Origin of the sequence: Pantoea sp. SS70 (assembly GCF_029866845.1) — a bacterium.
GTDB classification, from domain to species: domain Bacteria; phylum Pseudomonadota; class Gammaproteobacteria; order Enterobacterales; family Enterobacteriaceae; genus Pantoea; species Pantoea leporis.
Map to the genome: position 1 here is coordinate 1,544,158 of NZ_CP117199.1, position 16,066 is coordinate 1,560,223.

The 16,066-nt window shown below is 53.0% G+C and carries 16 protein-coding genes and 3 tRNA genes; 14 read left to right on the forward strand and 5 right to left on the reverse strand.

Annotation, left to right across the window (positions count from 1 at the left end; translation table 11 throughout):
• Nucleotides 1-206 precede the first annotated feature (206 nt).
• On the forward strand, nt 207-905 hold the full coding sequence (locus PO881_RS07065; RefSeq protein WP_280172665.1) for an extensin family protein: 699 nt from the start codon (nt 207-209) through the stop codon (nt 903-905).
• On the opposite strand, the gene PO881_RS07070 is transcribed toward PO881_RS07065, so the two are convergent.
• A complete protein-coding gene (locus PO881_RS07070) occupies nt 906-1,580 on the reverse strand; it encodes a DUF4396 domain-containing protein (RefSeq protein WP_280172666.1) in 675 nt (224 codons plus the stop codon).
• 553 nt (nt 1,581-2,133) lie between these two features.
• On the opposite strand from PO881_RS07070, the gene sdiA reads away from it, so the two are divergent.
• Complete coding sequence (sdiA, locus tag PO881_RS07075) at nt 2,134-2,856, forward strand: transcriptional regulator SdiA (protein WP_101760898.1); 723 nt, start codon at nt 2,134-2,136, stop codon at nt 2,854-2,856.
• A gap of 121 nt (nt 2,857-2,977) precedes the next feature.
• On the forward strand, nt 2,978-3,589 hold the full coding sequence (locus tag PO881_RS07080) for an acyl-homoserine-lactone synthase (RefSeq protein ID WP_101760897.1): 612 nt from the start codon (nt 2,978-2,980) through the stop codon (nt 3,587-3,589).
• A 32-nt stretch (nt 3,590-3,621) separates the two neighbouring features.
• Here the strand turns inward: PO881_RS07080 and PO881_RS07085 are convergent, their stop codons facing one another.
• Nucleotides 3,622-3,849 (reverse strand): DUF2594 family protein, encoded by a 228-nt coding sequence (locus PO881_RS07085; RefSeq protein WP_007887303.1) that lies wholly within the window; start codon nt 3,847-3,849, stop codon nt 3,622-3,624.
• 430 nt (nt 3,850-4,279) lie between these two features.
• Between PO881_RS07085 and uvrY the strand changes: the two genes are divergently transcribed.
• From uvrY to PO881_RS07115, 6 genes are all read left to right on the forward strand, one after another.
• A complete protein-coding gene (gene uvrY, locus PO881_RS07090; RefSeq protein WP_008102320.1) occupies nt 4,280-4,939 on the forward strand; it encodes a UvrY/SirA/GacA family response regulator transcription factor in 660 nt (219 codons plus the stop codon).
• The gene (uvrC, locus tag PO881_RS07095; RefSeq protein ID WP_110865886.1) at nt 4,932-6,764 is read left to right on the forward strand and encodes an excinuclease ABC subunit UvrC; all 1,833 of its coding nucleotides are present in this window, start codon (nt 4,932-4,934) and stop codon (nt 6,762-6,764) included. The genes uvrY and uvrC overlap by 8 nt, the downstream gene beginning before the upstream one ends.
• A gap of 68 nt (nt 6,765-6,832) precedes the next feature.
• Nucleotides 6,833-7,381, forward strand: coding sequence for a CDP-diacylglycerol--glycerol-3-phosphate 3-phosphatidyltransferase (gene pgsA / locus PO881_RS07100; protein ID WP_008102316.1), 549 nt, complete (start codon nt 6,833-6,835; stop codon nt 7,379-7,381).
• Between the two features lie 270 nt (nt 7,382-7,651).
• Nucleotides 7,652-7,727, forward strand: a tRNA-Gly gene (locus PO881_RS07105).
• 42 nt (nt 7,728-7,769) lie between these two features.
• A tRNA-Cys gene (locus PO881_RS07110) sits at nt 7,770-7,843 on the forward strand.
• Between the two features lie 10 nt (nt 7,844-7,853).
• Nucleotides 7,854-7,939, forward strand: a tRNA-Leu gene (locus PO881_RS07115).
• Nucleotides 7,940-8,067: 128 nt separating this feature from the next.
• Here PO881_RS07115 and PO881_RS07120 read toward each other — a convergent pair.
• The 3 genes from PO881_RS07120 to PO881_RS07130 all read right to left on the reverse strand — a co-directional run bounded on the left by PO881_RS07120 (nt 8,068) and on the right by PO881_RS07130 (nt 10,313).
• On the reverse strand, nt 8,068-8,238 hold the full coding sequence (locus PO881_RS07120) for a hypothetical protein (RefSeq protein WP_280172667.1): 171 nt from the start codon (nt 8,236-8,238) through the stop codon (nt 8,068-8,070).
• 165 nt (nt 8,239-8,403) lie between these two features.
• Nucleotides 8,404-9,903 (reverse strand): SulP family inorganic anion transporter, encoded by a 1,500-nt coding sequence (locus PO881_RS07125; protein WP_192413708.1) that lies wholly within the window; start codon nt 9,901-9,903, stop codon nt 8,404-8,406.
• Nucleotides 9,904-10,055: 152 nt separating this feature from the next.
• Nucleotides 10,056-10,313: a biofilm/acid-resistance regulator YmgB/AriR gene (locus PO881_RS07130; RefSeq protein ID WP_008102310.1), complete on the reverse strand. Its 258-nt coding sequence runs from the start codon at nt 10,311-10,313 to the stop codon at nt 10,056-10,058.
• A 485-nt stretch (nt 10,314-10,798) separates the two neighbouring features.
• Here PO881_RS07130 and PO881_RS07135 point away from each other — a divergent pair, with 485 nt between their 5' ends.
• From PO881_RS07135 to PO881_RS07155, 5 genes are all read left to right on the forward strand, one after another.
• Complete coding sequence (locus PO881_RS07135) at nt 10,799-11,230, forward strand: MarR family transcriptional regulator (RefSeq protein ID WP_101760893.1); 432 nt, start codon at nt 10,799-10,801, stop codon at nt 11,228-11,230.
• 2 nt (nt 11,231-11,232) lie between these two features.
• Complete coding sequence (locus PO881_RS07140; RefSeq protein WP_280172668.1) at nt 11,233-12,900, forward strand: MFS transporter; 1,668 nt, start codon at nt 11,233-11,235, stop codon at nt 12,898-12,900.
• The gene (locus PO881_RS07145; RefSeq protein ID WP_110865890.1) at nt 12,897-13,988 is read left to right on the forward strand and encodes an HlyD family secretion protein; all 1,092 of its coding nucleotides are present in this window, start codon (nt 12,897-12,899) and stop codon (nt 13,986-13,988) included. Before PO881_RS07140 ends, PO881_RS07145 begins: the two co-directional genes overlap by 4 nt.
• Nucleotides 13,985-15,355 carry an efflux transporter outer membrane subunit gene (locus tag PO881_RS07150; RefSeq protein ID WP_192413706.1) on the forward strand — a complete coding sequence of 457 codons (1,371 nt, stop codon included), beginning with the start codon at nt 13,985-13,987 and terminating at the stop codon, nt 15,353-15,355. Before PO881_RS07145 ends, PO881_RS07150 begins: the two co-directional genes overlap by 4 nt.
• Before the next feature lie 234 nt (nt 15,356-15,589).
• Nucleotides 15,590-15,979: a hypothetical protein gene (locus tag PO881_RS07155; RefSeq protein ID WP_167391170.1), complete on the forward strand. Its 390-nt coding sequence runs from the start codon at nt 15,590-15,592 to the stop codon at nt 15,977-15,979.
• Nucleotides 15,980-16,066 lie beyond the last annotated feature (87 nt).

Here is a 16,066-nt window from a genome sequence, read left to right on the forward strand (position 1 = left end):
ATAAGATAGTGGAAAGCCAACCCGTTTCGGTAATGGTTTTTCCCCCTTTGTGACCTTTTACGTGCTTTGCTCTGTCAGTAATTATTTACAGAGTTTAAAGCGCAGTCATTTTGCGTAAATCTTCAACAATTAAGCGATTTACGTCACTTTCCGCGCACATGACTTCTACACTTGTTAGTTCATTTCATCAGGAAAAGTGAGGCATTGTGCGCGCTCTGTTCGCCGTCGCGTTGCTGGCTGTATGCGGCTGGTTTAGTTTGCCGTGGTTGAAAACGCATCTGCCGCCTCAGTGGAACCCCTTTACACCGCTCAACGTTACCGATCCGCCCGGTTGGATGACGCGTTACAAGCTAAAAAAGCTGAGTGGCGATCCGGCTGCCTGCCTGGCGGTGATGCGGCAAGCCAGTGAACAGCGGCTGGTGCAGTTTCGTGCCGTGCCGCCTATGCAAGGGAATTGCCCGATTGAGCAGCCGCTACGCATCAGCGGCTACGGTGACGTCACGCTGAGCAGCAGTTTTCTCGCCAGCTGTCCGATGGCGGTGGCCAGCACCATGTTTGTGATTAACAGCGACAGCGCATTACGTCAGGCCGGTTTCAACAGTCCGCTGAAACGCATTGCCCATGTTGGCAGCTACGCCTGTCGCAATATTTATCATCGTCAGGAAGGGCGTTTGAGTGAGCACGCCAGCGCCGATGCCTGGGATATTACCGGATTTCAGCTGGCAAATGGGCGTTGGTTGCAGGTAGGAAAAAACTGGCAACAGCCAGAGGATGCGGAGGCAGGACTGCATGCGCTGTGGCGTAACGGCTGTGCGACGTTCGGTAATGCGCTGGGGCCCGATTATAACGCCGCGCATGCCAGCCATTTTCATCTTGGCATGCGCGGTTCGGGTTACTGCCGTTAGCTATACCGCAGGATTAAGCCCACGTTTTATCAGGAAATGATTAGCCGGCCAGGAGAAAATAAAGCCAATCATTATGGCCAGTTGCAGCATAAACCAGAATGCCGCCAGCAGCGGATTAACCTGCTCGTTCAGCACAAACTTTAGGGCCAACGCCATAAAGATAAAAATACCTAATTGAAAAATCAGCAGGGGGAAAATTTCGGTTTTCAGCGCTAAAAATAATGCGCTGCCAAATGAATGTTTTTCACGTTGGCGAATCGCCAGAAATTGAAAAAGTAATCCCATAAACAATGAAGCGATAACGCAAATAAGCGCCTGCATGCCTATCGTCGGATTAATGGCAAATTGTTTTAGTAAAGTGACTATCGGGATTGTCATTATATCGCCAAATATACAAGCCGCTGCGGATAATGACGTGGAAATAAATATAGTTTGCCAGCTGGCGTTACTGCGTATTTTTTGTGAAACCAACAGCGCAAGTTTTTGCTGTTGTGATGGTTTACGGCCTAAGTACCACCAGACGATCCAGCCAATAAAAGGCATATACAAACCGGTTAATGGCCAAATGATATTCATCACCGCCACCGGATGTGGATGGCGAAAAAGATCTTTTAAAATCATCAGGGCAGTGCAGACGCCCAGAACAAGGAAAGGTAATGCAAACTGGTTCAACATAGTCAGTTCCGCTAAGTTTCCCACCTACATGCGACAATGCGCCTGAGCCTTACTGCAGCAATGTCTTCCAATGCATCTTTTCACTCCGCTAGCATTAAGCGTAGCCGTTAATCAGCGTGAGAGAAATCATATCATTACTTAATGTATTATCTTAACCGCAGAAATAGGTGGGATTAACATTAAGTCAAAACTCATTCACCGTACAAACCCCTTTCACAGCAAAACAATCTGCTTTTTGCATCAATAATTTTAGTTAATGACGATGCTAAAAATTTATCAATCTAACGATCATTTTCAATCAACTGGATGATTGAAACTACTTCAGAAAAATCCTATTCTAATCTGCTGAGGAATTAAAGTTGTGAACCTGTTAACAATTAACGTGAACTTACACATTTCCATTACGTTAACGCATTGACAGTAGAAGAGTTATGCTAGCTGCTGGCAAATTTGCTCCTTTTTCAATCAATATTTTTTGTCTGGCTAATTTATTTTTTGCGTTAACACGAACTAATTTCAGAATGTAAAAGCGTGAAACAGCGCTAAGGCAATAATGACGACCGATAATTATTTCGTCTGGCGAGGCGAAATGGAAAATGAATTTCTGGCGCTAACGCAAGTGACGCAATTGAAATCCCTGTTGCAACAGCAGATTGAAAAGCTGGGTTTCGATTACTTCGCTTTTTTGGTTCAGCATCCGGTGCCCTTTACCCGGCCGCGCTTGTTTTTGTTCAGTACATACCCGGAAGGCTGGGTGAAACGCTACGAAAGCGAGAACTATTATAAGGTCGATCCGGTGCTATTACTCTGTCAGCGGCCGGGACGGGGTGTTGAATGGACGCGCGATTTATTTACCGGTGCGGGTAATTTGTGGGCAGAAGCCAACGCTGCGGGATTAATGAGTGGCTTTTCCTGCTCAGCAATGGCACCAAATCGTACCATTGGTATATTATCTATTGCATCGACACTTCACAGTAAGACCCAACACTTGCGCATAGAGCTTGAGGTGAAACTGCATCTTCTGGCGGAACTGAGTTTGCGCGTGTTGGAGCGTTTGAATGACGATTCTATGGTCGTTTTATCTAACGATTTTAGTCAGCGTGAATTAGAAATCCTGAAATGGACGGCGGAAGGAAAAACGTCGGCGGAAATTTCACTTATTTTAGCCATATCTGAACATACGGTGAATTTTCACCAAAAGAATATGCAAAAGCGTTTTAATGTTTCCAATAAAACGCAGATTGCCTGTTATGCCGCTGCGGTTGGCCTGATATAGCGAAAAAGCAACTACTAATTTTAGTAGTTCCTTCTCCCGTGTCAGTTGTCTACCCTGCGCGCAACGTTGCCAGGCTGGCTCAAAGAAATCATTGCATACATGGGGATGTCAGAGGCGCATGATGAAAGTAATTCAAACACAGCTTAAGGATATGCCGTCCTCACTGTTGGCAGAACTGGGAACGTATCGCTATAGCGTGTTTGCGCGCGGCGAAGGGTGGTCGATTCCACCGCGATTGAGTACGCCAGGGCAAGAGTACGATCGTTTTGATCGTTCGGATGTCACCTGGTTGATTGCCTGGAACGCTCGTCAGGGTATTTGCGGCTGCGCACGTCTGTTGCCGTGGCATGAACCTGAGGTGCCGGAAGGTTTTATTCTGCCTTTCGATCAGGAAAAGGTATGGGAAATGTCGCGCTTCTCGGCGCGCCTTGAGGTGGACGCGGAGCTGCCGCTGAGTATTTTGTGGCACTCGGTGCAATTAGCAGAACTGAGCGGCATGGAGTATTTGATCAGTTCGGCGACGCCAATGCTTGAGAAGATGTTCGAACAGCATCAGGTAGTCTACGAGCCGCTCTCACCGGGCTTGATCCAATCTGAAGACAATCTGTTTGCCATTCGCATTCCGGTTGATCAACCGGCGCTGGCGGAGAAATATCGGGGTACACGACGCTTTAGCCCGGAAGAGGTGCTGCCGTCGCTGGGTGTTTCAGTAAACTGGCAATCACACAGCTAGATACCCCGCGCATTTCGCGCGGGGCATATCGCTTATTGACGGTAAGCGGTTTTGATCTGACGAATTGTATTATTAAACACTTCCGCCTGCGGCTTATCGCCTAACGAAGCTTGCACATAACGCTCCATGTTGATGATCACCTTACCGGCATCGGCTTGACCCATTCCTTTCAGAATCAGCGTCACCATCATTTTCAGACAGGCGACTTCGTCGGCCAGCGCCTGCGTGTCTCGTGAAGTTGCGAAATCTTCATCACTCATAATTGACTCCTTGGGGGTGTTACTCAATGTTGACACATTCTTCCTGTGCGTAAGAAAGAGAGTATATCATAGGGTTTTCAGATGAATTTTAATGAAGCGAGGCGGTAAAAGTCAGACCGCTTTTTAATTGCGCATTGCGCTATTTGTCAGCAACCAGAATTGGCGTTTAGCTGTTATTTACCAGGCGATCGGAATGCGACAATAAAATCGAGCTATAAATTATAACTTAATGATATTAATAACAATTTAACTTATCTCATTTTGCATCTTATTGCCCTGTGCAGTAAAAGCTGGATCAAAGAAATGTTATTGATTTGCATCAGTTCATTTGAGATTTATCTGTGACTGTAGATGTTTTTTCCACCTGAAAACCGGTAAGATGACCGTTCTGAAATATATTTCCCTTTCTTAACCTGCGGAGTACGTCCCGTTGATCAGCCTGCTTCTTGTTGATGACCATGAACTGGTACGCGCCGGTATTCGCCGCATTCTGGAAGATATGAAAGGACTCGTTATTGCGGGTGAAGCGGCGTGCGGTGAAGACGCCGTGAAATGGTGCCGCAGCAATCCGGTTGACGTAGTGCTGATGGACATGAACATGCCCGGTATTGGCGGCCTGGAAGCGACACGCAAAATTGTGCGCTTTAACCCGGATATCCGCATCATCATGCTCACCATTCATACCGAAAATCCACTGCCGGCGAAGGTGATGCAGGCGGGCGCAGCGGGTTATCTCAGTAAAGGCGCCGCGCCGCAGGAAGTGGTGAGTGCGATTCGCTCGGTGCATTCAGGGCAACGCTATATCGCTTCGGATATTGCTCAGCAAATGGCACTTAGCCAGATCGAACCGCAAAAAGCCGAATCCCCCTTCAGCTGTTTGTCGGAAAGGGAATTGCAGATTATGCTGATGATCACACGCGGGCAGAAAGTGACGGAAATTTCCGAACAACTCAGTCTCAGCCCGAAAACCGTTAACAGTTACCGCTATCGCATGTTCAGCAAGTTGAATATCAGTGGCGACGTCGAGTTAACGCATTTGGCCATTCGACATGGCTTGTTCAATGCGGAGCCATTAATCAGTAGTGAGTGACGTTTTCGATTCCAAAGCCTTTCTCAGCACCGTGACCAGCCAACCCGGCGTCTACCGTATGTACGATGCGGCCGGTACGGTGATCTATGTTGGTAAAGCCAAAGACCTTAAAAAGCGCCTGACCAGCTACTTCCGTACGCAGGTGGGCAGTCGCAAAACTGAAGTGCTGGTCAGCAACATCCAGAACATCGACGTCACCGTGACGCACACCGAAACGGAAGCGCTGCTGCTGGAGCATAACTACATCAAGCTCTACCAGCCGCGCTATAACGTGCTGCTGCGCGATGACAAATCCTATCCTTACATTTTCCTCAGTGGCGATAGCCATCCGCGTCTGGCGATGCACCGTGGCGCGAAGCACGCCAAAGGCGAATACTTTGGCCCGTTTCCGAACGGCTATGCGGTACGTGAAACCCTCGCGCTGCTGCAAAAGGTATTCCCGATTCGCCAGTGTGAAAACAGCGTGTATCGCAACCGCTCGCGCCCGTGTTTGCAGTATCAAATTGGCCGCTGCCTTGGACCCTGCGTTTCCGGCTTGGTTAGCGAAGAGGAGTATGCGCAGCAAACCGATTACGTGCGTTTGTTCCTCGCGGGAAAAGATGATCAGGTGATCAATCAGCTGGTCAAGCGCATGGAAAATGCCAGTGAGGAACTGCGTTTTGAAGAGGCCGGGATTTTACGCGACCAGATTCAAGCGGTAAGACGCGTAACCGAGCGGCAATTTGTCTCCAATCAGGGTGAAGACCTGGATGTGATGGGCGTGGCCTTTGATGCGGGCATGGCTTGCTTGCACGTGCTGTTTATCCGTCAGGGCAAAGTGCTTGGCAGCCGCAGCTACTTCCCGAAAGTACCTGCCGATACCGAACTGACCGAAGTGGTGCAAACCTTTGTCGGGCAGTTCTATCTGCAAGGTAGTGAAGCGCGCACTTTGCCGGCGGAAATTCTGCTGGACTTTACACTACCGGAACGTGAGCTGCTGGCGGAATCGCTGAGCGCGCTGGCGGGACGTAAAGTGAACATTCAAAGTAAGCCGCGTGGTGACCGTGCACGCTACCTGAAACTGGCGCGCACCAATGCGGCAACGGCACTGACTACCAAGCTGTCGCAGCATTCGACCATTCAGCAGCGTCTGGCGGCGCTGGCGACGTTCCTTGAGCTCGACACCATTCATCGCATGGAGTGCTTCGACATCAGTCACACCATGGGCGAGCAGACCATTGCGTCGTGCGTGGTGTTCAACCGTGATGGTCCGCTGCGTTCGGATTACCGTCGCTACAACATTGAGGGCATCACGCCGGGCGATGATTACGCGGCGATGAATCAGGTGCTGCGCCGTCGTTACGGCAAAGCGCTGGAAGAGGACAAAATCCCCGACGTGATCATCATCGACGGCGGTAAAGGTCAGTTAGCGCAGGCGAAACAGGTTTTCGCCGAGTTGAATGTACCCTGGGATAAAGATCGTCCGATTTTACTCGGCGTGGCGAAGGGTAGCGATCGTAAAGCCGGGCTGGAAACGCTGTTCTTTGAAGCGGAAGGTGAGGGCGTTTCCTTACCGCCGGACTCGCCTGCGCTGCATGTGATTCAGCATATTCGTGATGACTCTCACAATCATGCGATTTCAGGTCACCGGAAAAAACGCGCCAAAGTGAAGAACACCAGCGCGTTGGAAAGTATTGAAGGCGTGGGGCCCAAACGGCGCCAGCAGCTGCTCAAGTATATGGGTGGCCTGCAACCGCTGATGAATGCCAGCGTCGACGAGATTGCTAAAGTGCCGGGAATTTCCACCGCGCTGGCGGAAAAAATCTACTACTCACTGAAACACTAACGTTGAAAGAGGGGGGGCAATGTAGCAACATACATGAAACCCTACTCACACCAGACAGTTACTGGCATATGCAATTTAACATTCCGACGTGTCTTACCCTGTTTCGAGTCGTACTTATTCCCTTTTTTGTCCTGGCGTTTTATCTGCCATTTCAATGGGCTCCCTTTGCTACTGCACTGATCTTTGTGATTGCTGCGGTTACTGACTGGTTTGATGGTTTTTTAGCGCGTCGCTGGAAGCAGACCACGCGTTTTGGCGCGTTCCTCGATCCGGTTGCGGATAAAGTGCTGGTGGCGATTGCGCTGGTGCTGGTGGCGGAGCATTTCCACGCGTGGTGGATTACGCTGCCTGCGGCAACGATGATCGCGCGTGAAATCATTATCTCTGCGCTGCGTGAGTGGATGGCGGAGATCGGCAAACGCAGCAGCGTGGCGGTGTCGTGGATCGGCAAGGTGAAAACCACCGCGCAGATGTTCTCGCTGTTTGCCTTGCTGTGGCGTCCAGAAGCCACGGTGGTTGGCGTGGGTGTGGTCGCACTGTACATCGCAGCCGTGCTGACGTTCTGGTCAATGTTCCAGTATTTAAGCGCAGCGCGCGGCGATTTGCTTGATAGCTGATCGATGCGATTTAAAAAGCAGCAAACGGACGCAGTGTGTGGATAATTCTATTGACTCACTGCGTCAGATAAGTAGAATGCATCGCATCGAACGGCAGCAAGCCTGCAAGAAGCTGAACAAAATCAGCAAGTTCGATGAAGAAATACAGAATCGAGTATTTCAATTTGTAGCAAGGCAGCAACTGAACGAATCACAGAGAGCTTACTTCAGTAAGTGACCTGTGTGAGTGAAGGAAGCTAACGCAGCAACAAATTGAAAGACGAAGATTATGCGGGAATAGCTCAGTTGGTAGAGCACGACCTTGCCAAGGTCGGGGTCGCGAGTTCGAGTCTCGTTTCCCGCTCCAAATTTAGTGGTTCGTATTCAACGGATTACATATCAGATTAAAGGCGCGTTGGCAGAGTGGCCATGCAACGGATTGCAAATCCGTCTACCTCGGTTCGACTCCGGGACGCGCCTCCAATTACACCCTGCCCGGGTGGTGAAATCGGTAGACACAAGGGATTTAAAATCCCTCGGCTTATGGCTGTGCGGGTTCAAGTCCCGCCCCGGGCACCATATTCGCAGTAGATAAAACGAATAAAATAAAGCAATAAGCAGTAATGTCGTAACCGCCTAAGGGCGGTTTTTTTGTTTTTGTCCTTACCTCATCGCCAATAAAAAACCCGGCAAAGCCGGGCAAGTCATTACGATTGCGGTTGTCCCACCGGACCTGCACCTTCGCTGGCACCCGGCATTGGTTGGTTACTTGGCGCATGTGGGCGCCCATCGTTGCCGACCGCATCACTCTTGTGCATACAACCCGCCAGCGATACCAAGGTTAACGTCACCAATGCTGCTTTTGCTAAAACGTTCATCTGCTGCTCCTTATAATTAAGCGATTGAGTAACCAATCCCAAAGAGATCAAAGGATTGACCATGAGCTAAGCAAAGTCAGTGACAGCAAATTTCGCAAGCGAAGCGCGGCAGTAGCCATAAAAAACGCCGGATTTCCGGCGTTTTTCGTCTCAATCCTAATATTTCTATCCCAGATTGCCACTCAGCCGCTCGCGGAAATCGCTGCTGCGGTTATCCAGCCCGATAAAGGTGACGTTCGCTCCATGGCGCTGATAGCGATATTCGATAGCATCAAGGGCCGCCACGCTGGAAGCGTCCCAAATCTGCGCATGCGTCAAATCGATGGTGACAGTTTTTGGATCGTGGCCGTAATTGAAGTGTTCAAACAAATCATTGCTGCTACCAAAGAACAGCGGGCCGCGCACGGTGTAATTGACCTGTTGGCCATCCTCGCTCAGCTGGCGTTCAGCGTGAATGACGTGAGCGATGCGGCGTGCGAACAGCATCATCGCCAGAATCACACCAACCAGCACGCCAATCGCCAGGTTGCCGGTCCACACGGTGACAGCAACCGTCAGCACCATCACAAAGGTTTCCGACCACGGCATGCGTTTCAGCGTAGCCGGCTGCAGGCTGTGCCAGTTCACGGTTTTCACCGCTACCACCATCATAATGCCCGCCAGTACTACCATCGGGATCTGTGCCATAATCTGGCTCAGTCCGGTCACTAATAACAGCAGCACGATACCCGCCGCGACCGTAGAAACACGCGTACGTGCTTTGCCCAGCTCGACGTTAACGATGGTTTGGCCAATCATCGCGCAACCGGCGATACCGCCATAGAAGCCCGCAAGAATATTGCCGACGCCCAGCGCCCAGGATTCGCGGCGTTTAGCGGAAGGCGTATCGGTGATGTCATCCACCAGTTTGGCGGTCAGCAACGATTCCATCAAACCCACAAAGGCGATGCTCAAAGCGGTGGGCCAGATGATTTGCAGCGTGTGCAGATTGATTGGCACCAGCAGCGTAGTGAAGCCCGGCAAACCGGCGGTCATTGGCCCTTCATCGCCCACGTTCGGTACGCGATAGCCAAGCAGCAACGCCACCGCCGTCACCACTACAATCGCCACCAGCGGTGAAGGGACGCTTTTCAGCACTTTCGGTAGCAGCAGCACGATGGCCAGCGTAACGGCGAACAGCACCCACACCAACGCGGATTGTCCCCAAACGTGCGGGACCTGCGCAAAGAAGATCAGGACGCCGAGGGCGTTAACGAAGCCGATCATCACCGAACGCGGGATATAGCGCATCATGCGCGACAACCCAGCGAGCCCAAAGATAATCTGGATAATGCCGCCCATAATCACCGCCGGCAGGATGTATTCAACGCCGTGCGCATGCACCATTGGGCCGATCACCAGCGCCACCGAACCGGCCGCTGCGGTGACCATCGCCGGACGACCGCCCAAAATCGACAGCGTCAGGCACAGCACCACCGAGGCCACAAGGCTGACTTTAGGATCGACACCGGCAATCACGGAGAAGGAGATAACTTCCGGGATCAGCGCCAGCGCGGTAATAATGCCGGCCAGACACTCGCGGGTTAGCAGGGCAGGCGAACGTAAAACGCGCCCCACAGTGATATCGCTCTCCACCGCAGTGGTGCGCTCAGTTGGTTGACTCATAAATTGTGCAGGCTCTTTTATTATTGTGCGCATACCGTCGCGGTACGGCAGTAACCAGTTAGGATTTTCCGAGAAGGGATGTTACCGGGCAATAAGGTGAGACGCTAGCGCGTTGGGGCAGGTGAGGGTGATTCCATCCCTGGAATCCGGCTTTAGACCGCGAGATCGTCAGGTGTTTTATTCACAACCAATTCAAGCAGATGGCGATAAATATCCAGCTGAATCACATCGCTTTCCATCTCAAGACGGTTAATCAGAGAAGCAATAATCGCTTTATTAGAAACCGGCATACCGGCTTGCAGGATTTCGGCGATGATCTGCCCGAAAACTTCCATTTCACTACTGTCGCTATTACCGGCCAGTTTGAAATAGTCAGCGATGGCAGCGCTACTGTTTGCGGCGTTTTGCATATGTGAAGCCCTTAAGATCGGCCTGATGGCAATGTGCCTTCAGCTCCATGATGAAAAAAATTTGCACGCGGACAGGCGCGCAACACCCAACTCATCAACCAACGCAAAAAGACACCTCTGAAGGTGGAAATCCACAACACCTTCAGAGGCGACGCAAAGTGCATCATTCGTTACGGAGCCGTCAGCTGGCTCACGGGACGTAAACTTATACAATCCGGCGCAACTTGTACAACCTGTATTTTAAGCAATTTGTGCTAGTCCTTATTTAACAGTTACTTATGATTTGTAATGTTTTCTAAAAGCTATACAAGAATAGGCCCAAACCGCCAAATTTTCAGTGAGTTGTACAACTGATAAAGAAAGCTGGAGATTTTTTGTGCTGCCAACTACGTTTGCAGGTGTAAGCAAAATTTTCATTGGCGAGCGGCTTACCTTATAATAACGCTCCCGTTTAGTTAGATACCTAACCATTAGGCCACTACGTTTTGAGCGACTATCCCCAACCCTTTTCTCGTTTGCTGCATCTCACCGCGCACGCGTGGCGTTTGGCTGTTGATCGTCGCCTCAAAGAGAGCGGATTGAGCATGAGCAGCTGGATGGCGATTGCCAGCGTTGCAACCGCCGCCGAGCCGCCAACGCAAAAAGCGCTGGCGCAGTTGCTTGGTCTGGAAGAGGCCAGCGTCGTGCCGCTGGTGGATCGTCTGGTGAAGCAGCAGCTATTGGCGCGCGTGCAGCCGCCGGAAGATCGCCGCAAACGCCTGCTGATTCTGACTGAACAGGGCAGCGTGGCTTTTGCCGAAGTGAAAACGCAGGCCGATGCGCTACGTGCACAGTTGCTGGCGGATATCGATCCTGCCTCGTTGGCGATAACGGAACAGGTGCTGCAACAGCTGCTCGCGCGTCTGGGAAGCGTTTAACGGTGGCAAAACGTAATCCTTATGCTCCGCGCGAATGGCTGCCGCATGAGAAGCCGATGCTGCCGGGCTCGCCCTCAACGCCGCTGCATTCGCCTTCGAAGCGCATCGCATTTGGCATCATTGGCTTATTGATCTCGATTACCGGCGCGCTGAGTAACGCGCTGGTCTCTGCCAACCTCACCAATCTGCAAGGCACCTTCGGCGCTTACAGCAATGAGATCGCCTGGTTGCCCGCGGTATATGTGATGGGCAACATCTCCATCAACCTGCTGCTGGTGAAGTTCCGCCAGCAGTTTGGTCTGCGGCTGTTCACCGAAGCGTTTCTGGTGCTGTATGTGATCGTGGCATTTTTCCACCTGCTGGCTAACGATCTCAGCTCGGCGATCATTGTCCGCACCGCGCATGGCATGGTCGGCGCGGCGCTCAGTTCGCTCGGCATCTATTACCAGATTCAGGCCTGGCCGGCGAAGCATCGGCTTAAAGCCCTGGTGATTGGCATCACCGCATCGCAGCTGGCGATTCCGCTGGCACGATTGTTCTCCACCGAACTGCTGCAGCTGCAAGAGTGGCGCGGTTTATACCTGTTTGAACTCGGTCTGGCGATGATCGCGCTGGGCTGCGTGCTGGTGGTGAAACTGCCGCCCGGCGACCGCATCAAAGCCTTTGAAAAGATGGATTTCCTCACCTTCATGCTGATGGCGCCGGGCATGGCGCTGCTGTGCGCGGTGCTGTCGCTGGGCCGCATCGAATGGTGGTTCAGCACGCCGTGGCTCGGTGTGGCATTAGCGCTGGCGCTGGTGTTGATCGTGGCGGCGATTATCGTCGAGCACAACCGTAAGAATCCGTTGCTGAATACCCGCTGGCTCAGCAACGGCACGATTGTGCGGCTGGGCATTGTGATGATCATGATGCGTATTCTGCTGGCCGAGCAAAACACCGGCGCGGTGGGTTTCCTGCAGCAGCTTGGCTTACTCAACGATCAGATGCGCGGTCTGGCGTTAGCGATCATTGCCGGGGTGATTTGCGGCATGATCGCCAGCGCATTAACCATCAAACCCACGCATCTGAGCTGGCCAATTGTCGTGTCGTTAGTGGTGATGATCGTCGCCTCGCTGATGGATGCGCAATCCAACCCGCTGACGCGTGCCCACAATCTCTACTTTAGCCAGTTTTTGCTCGGTTTCGGCAGCGCCTTCTTCCTCGGGCCCGCTATGCTGCTGGGGATTGGCGGCGTGGTGACGCAGCCGAAAAACCTGGTCAGCTTCTCGGTGCTGTTCGGTATGAGCCAGAACTTAGGCGGCCTGATCGGCGCGGCCATTCTCGGCACCTTCCAGACGTGGCGCGAAAAATACCACTCCAGCCTGTTGGGCGATCAGCTGTCGCAGCTGGATCCCAACGTGACCGAACGCCTCAGCCAGTACAGCTCGCTGTTCAGCAGCCAGTTGCCGGATAGCGTGCTGCTCAGCGCGCAAAGCAGCAGCCAGCTGCAAACGGTGGCGACGCTGCAAGCCAACGTGCTGGCCTATAACGATACTTATCTTCTTACCGCCGCGCTGGCTTTCATCACCTTAATCTGGGTGCTGTATCGCCTGACGCGCTTACGCTATATCAACTGGCGTCAGACTAAAATGAATGCGGCACAACCAGTAACCCCGACGGAGAATTCATGAGCCAACAGGACGACATTCAGGCGGCGGAGCGCGAGCGCACCAACCGCCGACGCATTCTTTCTATCGCCGCTGGCAGCGGCATTGTCATCGTCGGCGTGCTGGTGATCCTCTATGCCTGGCAGCTGTGGCCGTTCACCAGCACCGTTCAGTCCACGGAAAACGCCTACGTGCGTGGCCAGGTAACCTTTATCAGCCCGCAGGTGAATGGCTATCTGACTGAAGTGAACGTGGTGGATTTGCAGCCAGTGACCAAAGGCCAACTGCTGATGACCATCGACGATCGTATCTATCGTCAGCGCGTGCATCAGGCGCAGGCGCAGCTGGATATGAAAATCGCCGCGCAGAACAACAACCAGCAGCAACGTAAAAGTGCCGAAGCCAATATTCTCAGCAATAAAGCGGCGCTGGAAAATGCCAAAGCGCAGGCGCTGAAAAGCAGCCTCGATCTCAAGCGCGTTGAGAATCTGGCGGCTGATGGCTCGCTGTCGGTACGTGAGCGCGACGCCGCGCGCGCGGCAAATGCCCAGGCGCAGGCACAGTTGCGTCAGGCGGATGCGCAGGTGGCCGTTTCACAACAGAATCTGCAAACCGTGGTGGTGAATCGCGCGTCACTGCAGGGCGATGTTGCCAGTGCGCAGGCGGCGCTGGAGTTGGCAAATATCGACCTGGCGAATACGCGCATCATCGCGCCAGACAGCGGCCAGCTCGGTCAGCTGTCGGTGCGCAAAGGCAGCTATGTGACCGCCGGCACGCGTTTGACATCGGTGGTGCCAGAAAACAAATGGATCATCGCGAATTTCAAGGAAACTCAATTGGCGCGCGTGCGTCCCGGTTTACCGGTGAATATCCGCGTCGATGCGCTGGACGGTAAGCACTACGATGGCCGCGTCGAGTTTATTTCGCCTGCCGCCGGTTCCGAATTCAGTGCTATCTCGCCGGATAACGCCACCGGCAACTTTGTGAAAATTGCCCAGCGCATTCCGGTGCGCATCAAAATTTTGAATGACGATCTGCAAGCACTGCGTCCGGGCATGTCAGTGGAAGTGAGCATTGATACCGCCGCAGAGCCGCACAAGGATGCGCCATGAGGCGCTTACTGTTAGCCGCGTGCATGGCATTAATGGTGGGCGGCTGTGCGACGGAAGTAGAAAAAGCGCCGTCATCGTTGCCGATTCCTGAGAGCTGGCGTCAGCAGGTGGGCCCGCATGCGCTGCCGGAGGCGCAATGGTGGCAGAACTTTGGCGATGCCAATCTTAATCGCCTTGTCACGCAGGCGCTGCAGCACAACAGCGATGTCCTCACCGCGCGTTCACGCGTGGATCAATACCGTGCCGAGTTGCGTGCCGCGCAGGGCGATAATTTCCCAACGCTGTCGGCGGGCGTGGCGGCTACGCATCAGCGTGCGCTGTCGGCGGCCACCGGTCAGCCGTATGAAAACGCGGTATTTCAGGGATTGCTGCAGGCCAACTACGAGGTGGATTTATGGGGCAGCCGCAGCAACAGCATTCGCGCTGCGGAAGCTTCGCTGGATGCGCAGCGTGCTGCCGCTTCTGCTGCTGAGCTCACCGTCGCCAGTTCGGTGGCATCGGGCTACCTCAGCTTGTGCGCGCTGGATGAACAGCTGCGCGTAACCCAGGCAACGCTGGCGACACGCAAAAACTCGCTCAACCTGGCGCAGCGCCAGTTTGAAACCGGCTACACCTCGCGGCTTGAATGGATGCAGGCCGCCTCGGAATATCAAACCGCCAAAGCGCAGATCCCGCAGTTGCAGCATCAGATCGAGCAGCAGGAGAACGCGCTTAGCGTGCTGGTGGGCATGAATCCGCGCCAAATTGCGCGCAGCAGCCAGTTCGACCACATCAAGCCGCAAACCCTGCCATCGCTGCTGCCGTCGCAGTTGCTGAATCGCCGTCCCGATATTGTGCAGGCGCAGCGCCAGCTGCTGGCCGCCGACGCGTCACTGGCGTCAACCCAGGCCAAACTGTTGCCGTCGCTCAATCTCACCGCCAGCGGCACCTTGCAAAGCAGCGAACTGCATCAGCTGCTGGATAATCCGTTCCGTCTGTGGAGCATTGGCGGCAGCATTCTGGCTCCGCTGCTGAATCGCGAAGCGCTAACTGCTCAGGTGGATGTGGCGATGGCGACGCGTAATCAGGCGCTGTACGGTTATGAAAAAGTGGTGCGTAACGCCTTCTCCGACGTGGATAACGCGCTGGATGCCATTCGCCGTAGCGAGGAGCAGCTGGCGGAGTTGCAGAAACAGGAGAGTTATGTGGCGGAAGCGTATCGCATTGCCCACAACCGTTACCAAAATGGTTACGCCTCTTATCTGGATGAGCTGGACGCCCAGCGCACGCTGTTCAGCACTCAGCTGAATATCGTGTCAGTAAAAAATACGCTGCTGTTAGCGCAAATCGATCTATATCGTTCGCTCGGCGGCGGCTGGCAGGGTTAAACATCATGTCGCAAGGCCATTTTTCGGTAGAAATTCCGCCGTAAAACGGCCTGCGTCTGGTTTTAAATCGGCAGTAAACGATTCTAAAGTCATTCATGCTTCTTTTTACTTGTCTTTACAAATAATGTTATTATCCGCCCGCTTTACACAGTCTGAACGGAACAGTGTTGGTAAGTTTACCAGCGCGGTCGCTCACTTGAGCGGCATGCAAAGACAGGGGAAGAAAAGGAAATGATGAATAAAAAAATCGGTTTTGCGTTGTTAGTTACTGCGGTCCTGTTAACCGGCTGTGCGCCGCGTACCGCGCCGATCCAGAATGTTAGCCAGACCGTGGGTCAGAGCTACTCGGATGAGCAAATGAAGCAAGCTATCGTCCAGGCGGGCGCCGCTAACCATTGGGTGATGACGCCAGCGGGTCCGGGCGTGATGAATGGTCACCTGGCCGAGCGCGGACATACCGCGGATATTCGCGTGAACTACACCGCGAACAGTTATCAAATTCAGTATGTCAGCAGCCAGAATCTGAAAGCAGGCAGCGGTCAGATTCACCGCAACTATAACCGCTGGATTCAGAACCTGAGCCAGGGCATCCAGACGCGACTGGCGGTCGAAGCCGCTAAATAAGCGCGAAGCGTGATTGCTGACATAATGTTGTAAAGTTAGCCGTAACGCTGCCGAAATAGAAACAGGCGGGCCACGTGCCCGCCTTGT

What these genes read in the sequence shown, in the direction of transcription:
- PO881_RS07070 (WP_280172666.1), bottom strand. Translation starts at nt 1,580, where the DNA reads ATGTTGAACCAGTTTGCATTACCTTTCCTTGTTCTGGGCGTCTGCACT.
- sdiA (WP_101760898.1), top strand. Translation starts at nt 2,134, where the DNA reads ATGACGACCGATAATTATTTCGTCTGGCGAGGCGAAATGGAAAATGAA.
- PO881_RS07080 (WP_101760897.1), top strand. Translation starts at nt 2,978, where the DNA reads ATGAAAGTAATTCAAACACAGCTTAAGGATATGCCGTCCTCACTGTTG.
- PO881_RS07085 (WP_007887303.1), bottom strand. Translation starts at nt 3,849, where the DNA reads ATGAGTGATGAAGATTTCGCAACTTCACGAGACACGCAGGCGCTGGCC.
- pgsA (WP_008102316.1), top strand. Translation starts at nt 6,833, where the DNA reads ATGCAATTTAACATTCCGACGTGTCTTACCCTGTTTCGAGTCGTACTT.
- PO881_RS07120 (WP_280172667.1), bottom strand. Translation starts at nt 8,238, where the DNA reads ATGAACGTTTTAGCAAAAGCAGCATTGGTGACGTTAACCTTGGTATCG.
- PO881_RS07125 (WP_192413708.1), bottom strand. Translation starts at nt 9,903, where the DNA reads ATGAGTCAACCAACTGAGCGCACCACTGCGGTGGAGAGCGATATCACT.
- PO881_RS07130 (WP_008102310.1), bottom strand. Translation starts at nt 10,313, where the DNA reads ATGCAAAACGCCGCAAACAGTAGCGCTGCCATCGCTGACTATTTCAAA.
- PO881_RS07145 (WP_110865890.1), top strand. Translation starts at nt 12,897, where the DNA reads ATGAGCCAACAGGACGACATTCAGGCGGCGGAGCGCGAGCGCACCAAC.
- PO881_RS07150 (WP_192413706.1), top strand. Translation starts at nt 13,985, where the DNA reads ATGAGGCGCTTACTGTTAGCCGCGTGCATGGCATTAATGGTGGGCGGC.
- PO881_RS07155 (WP_167391170.1), top strand. Translation starts at nt 15,590, where the DNA reads ATGAATAAAAAAATCGGTTTTGCGTTGTTAGTTACTGCGGTCCTGTTA.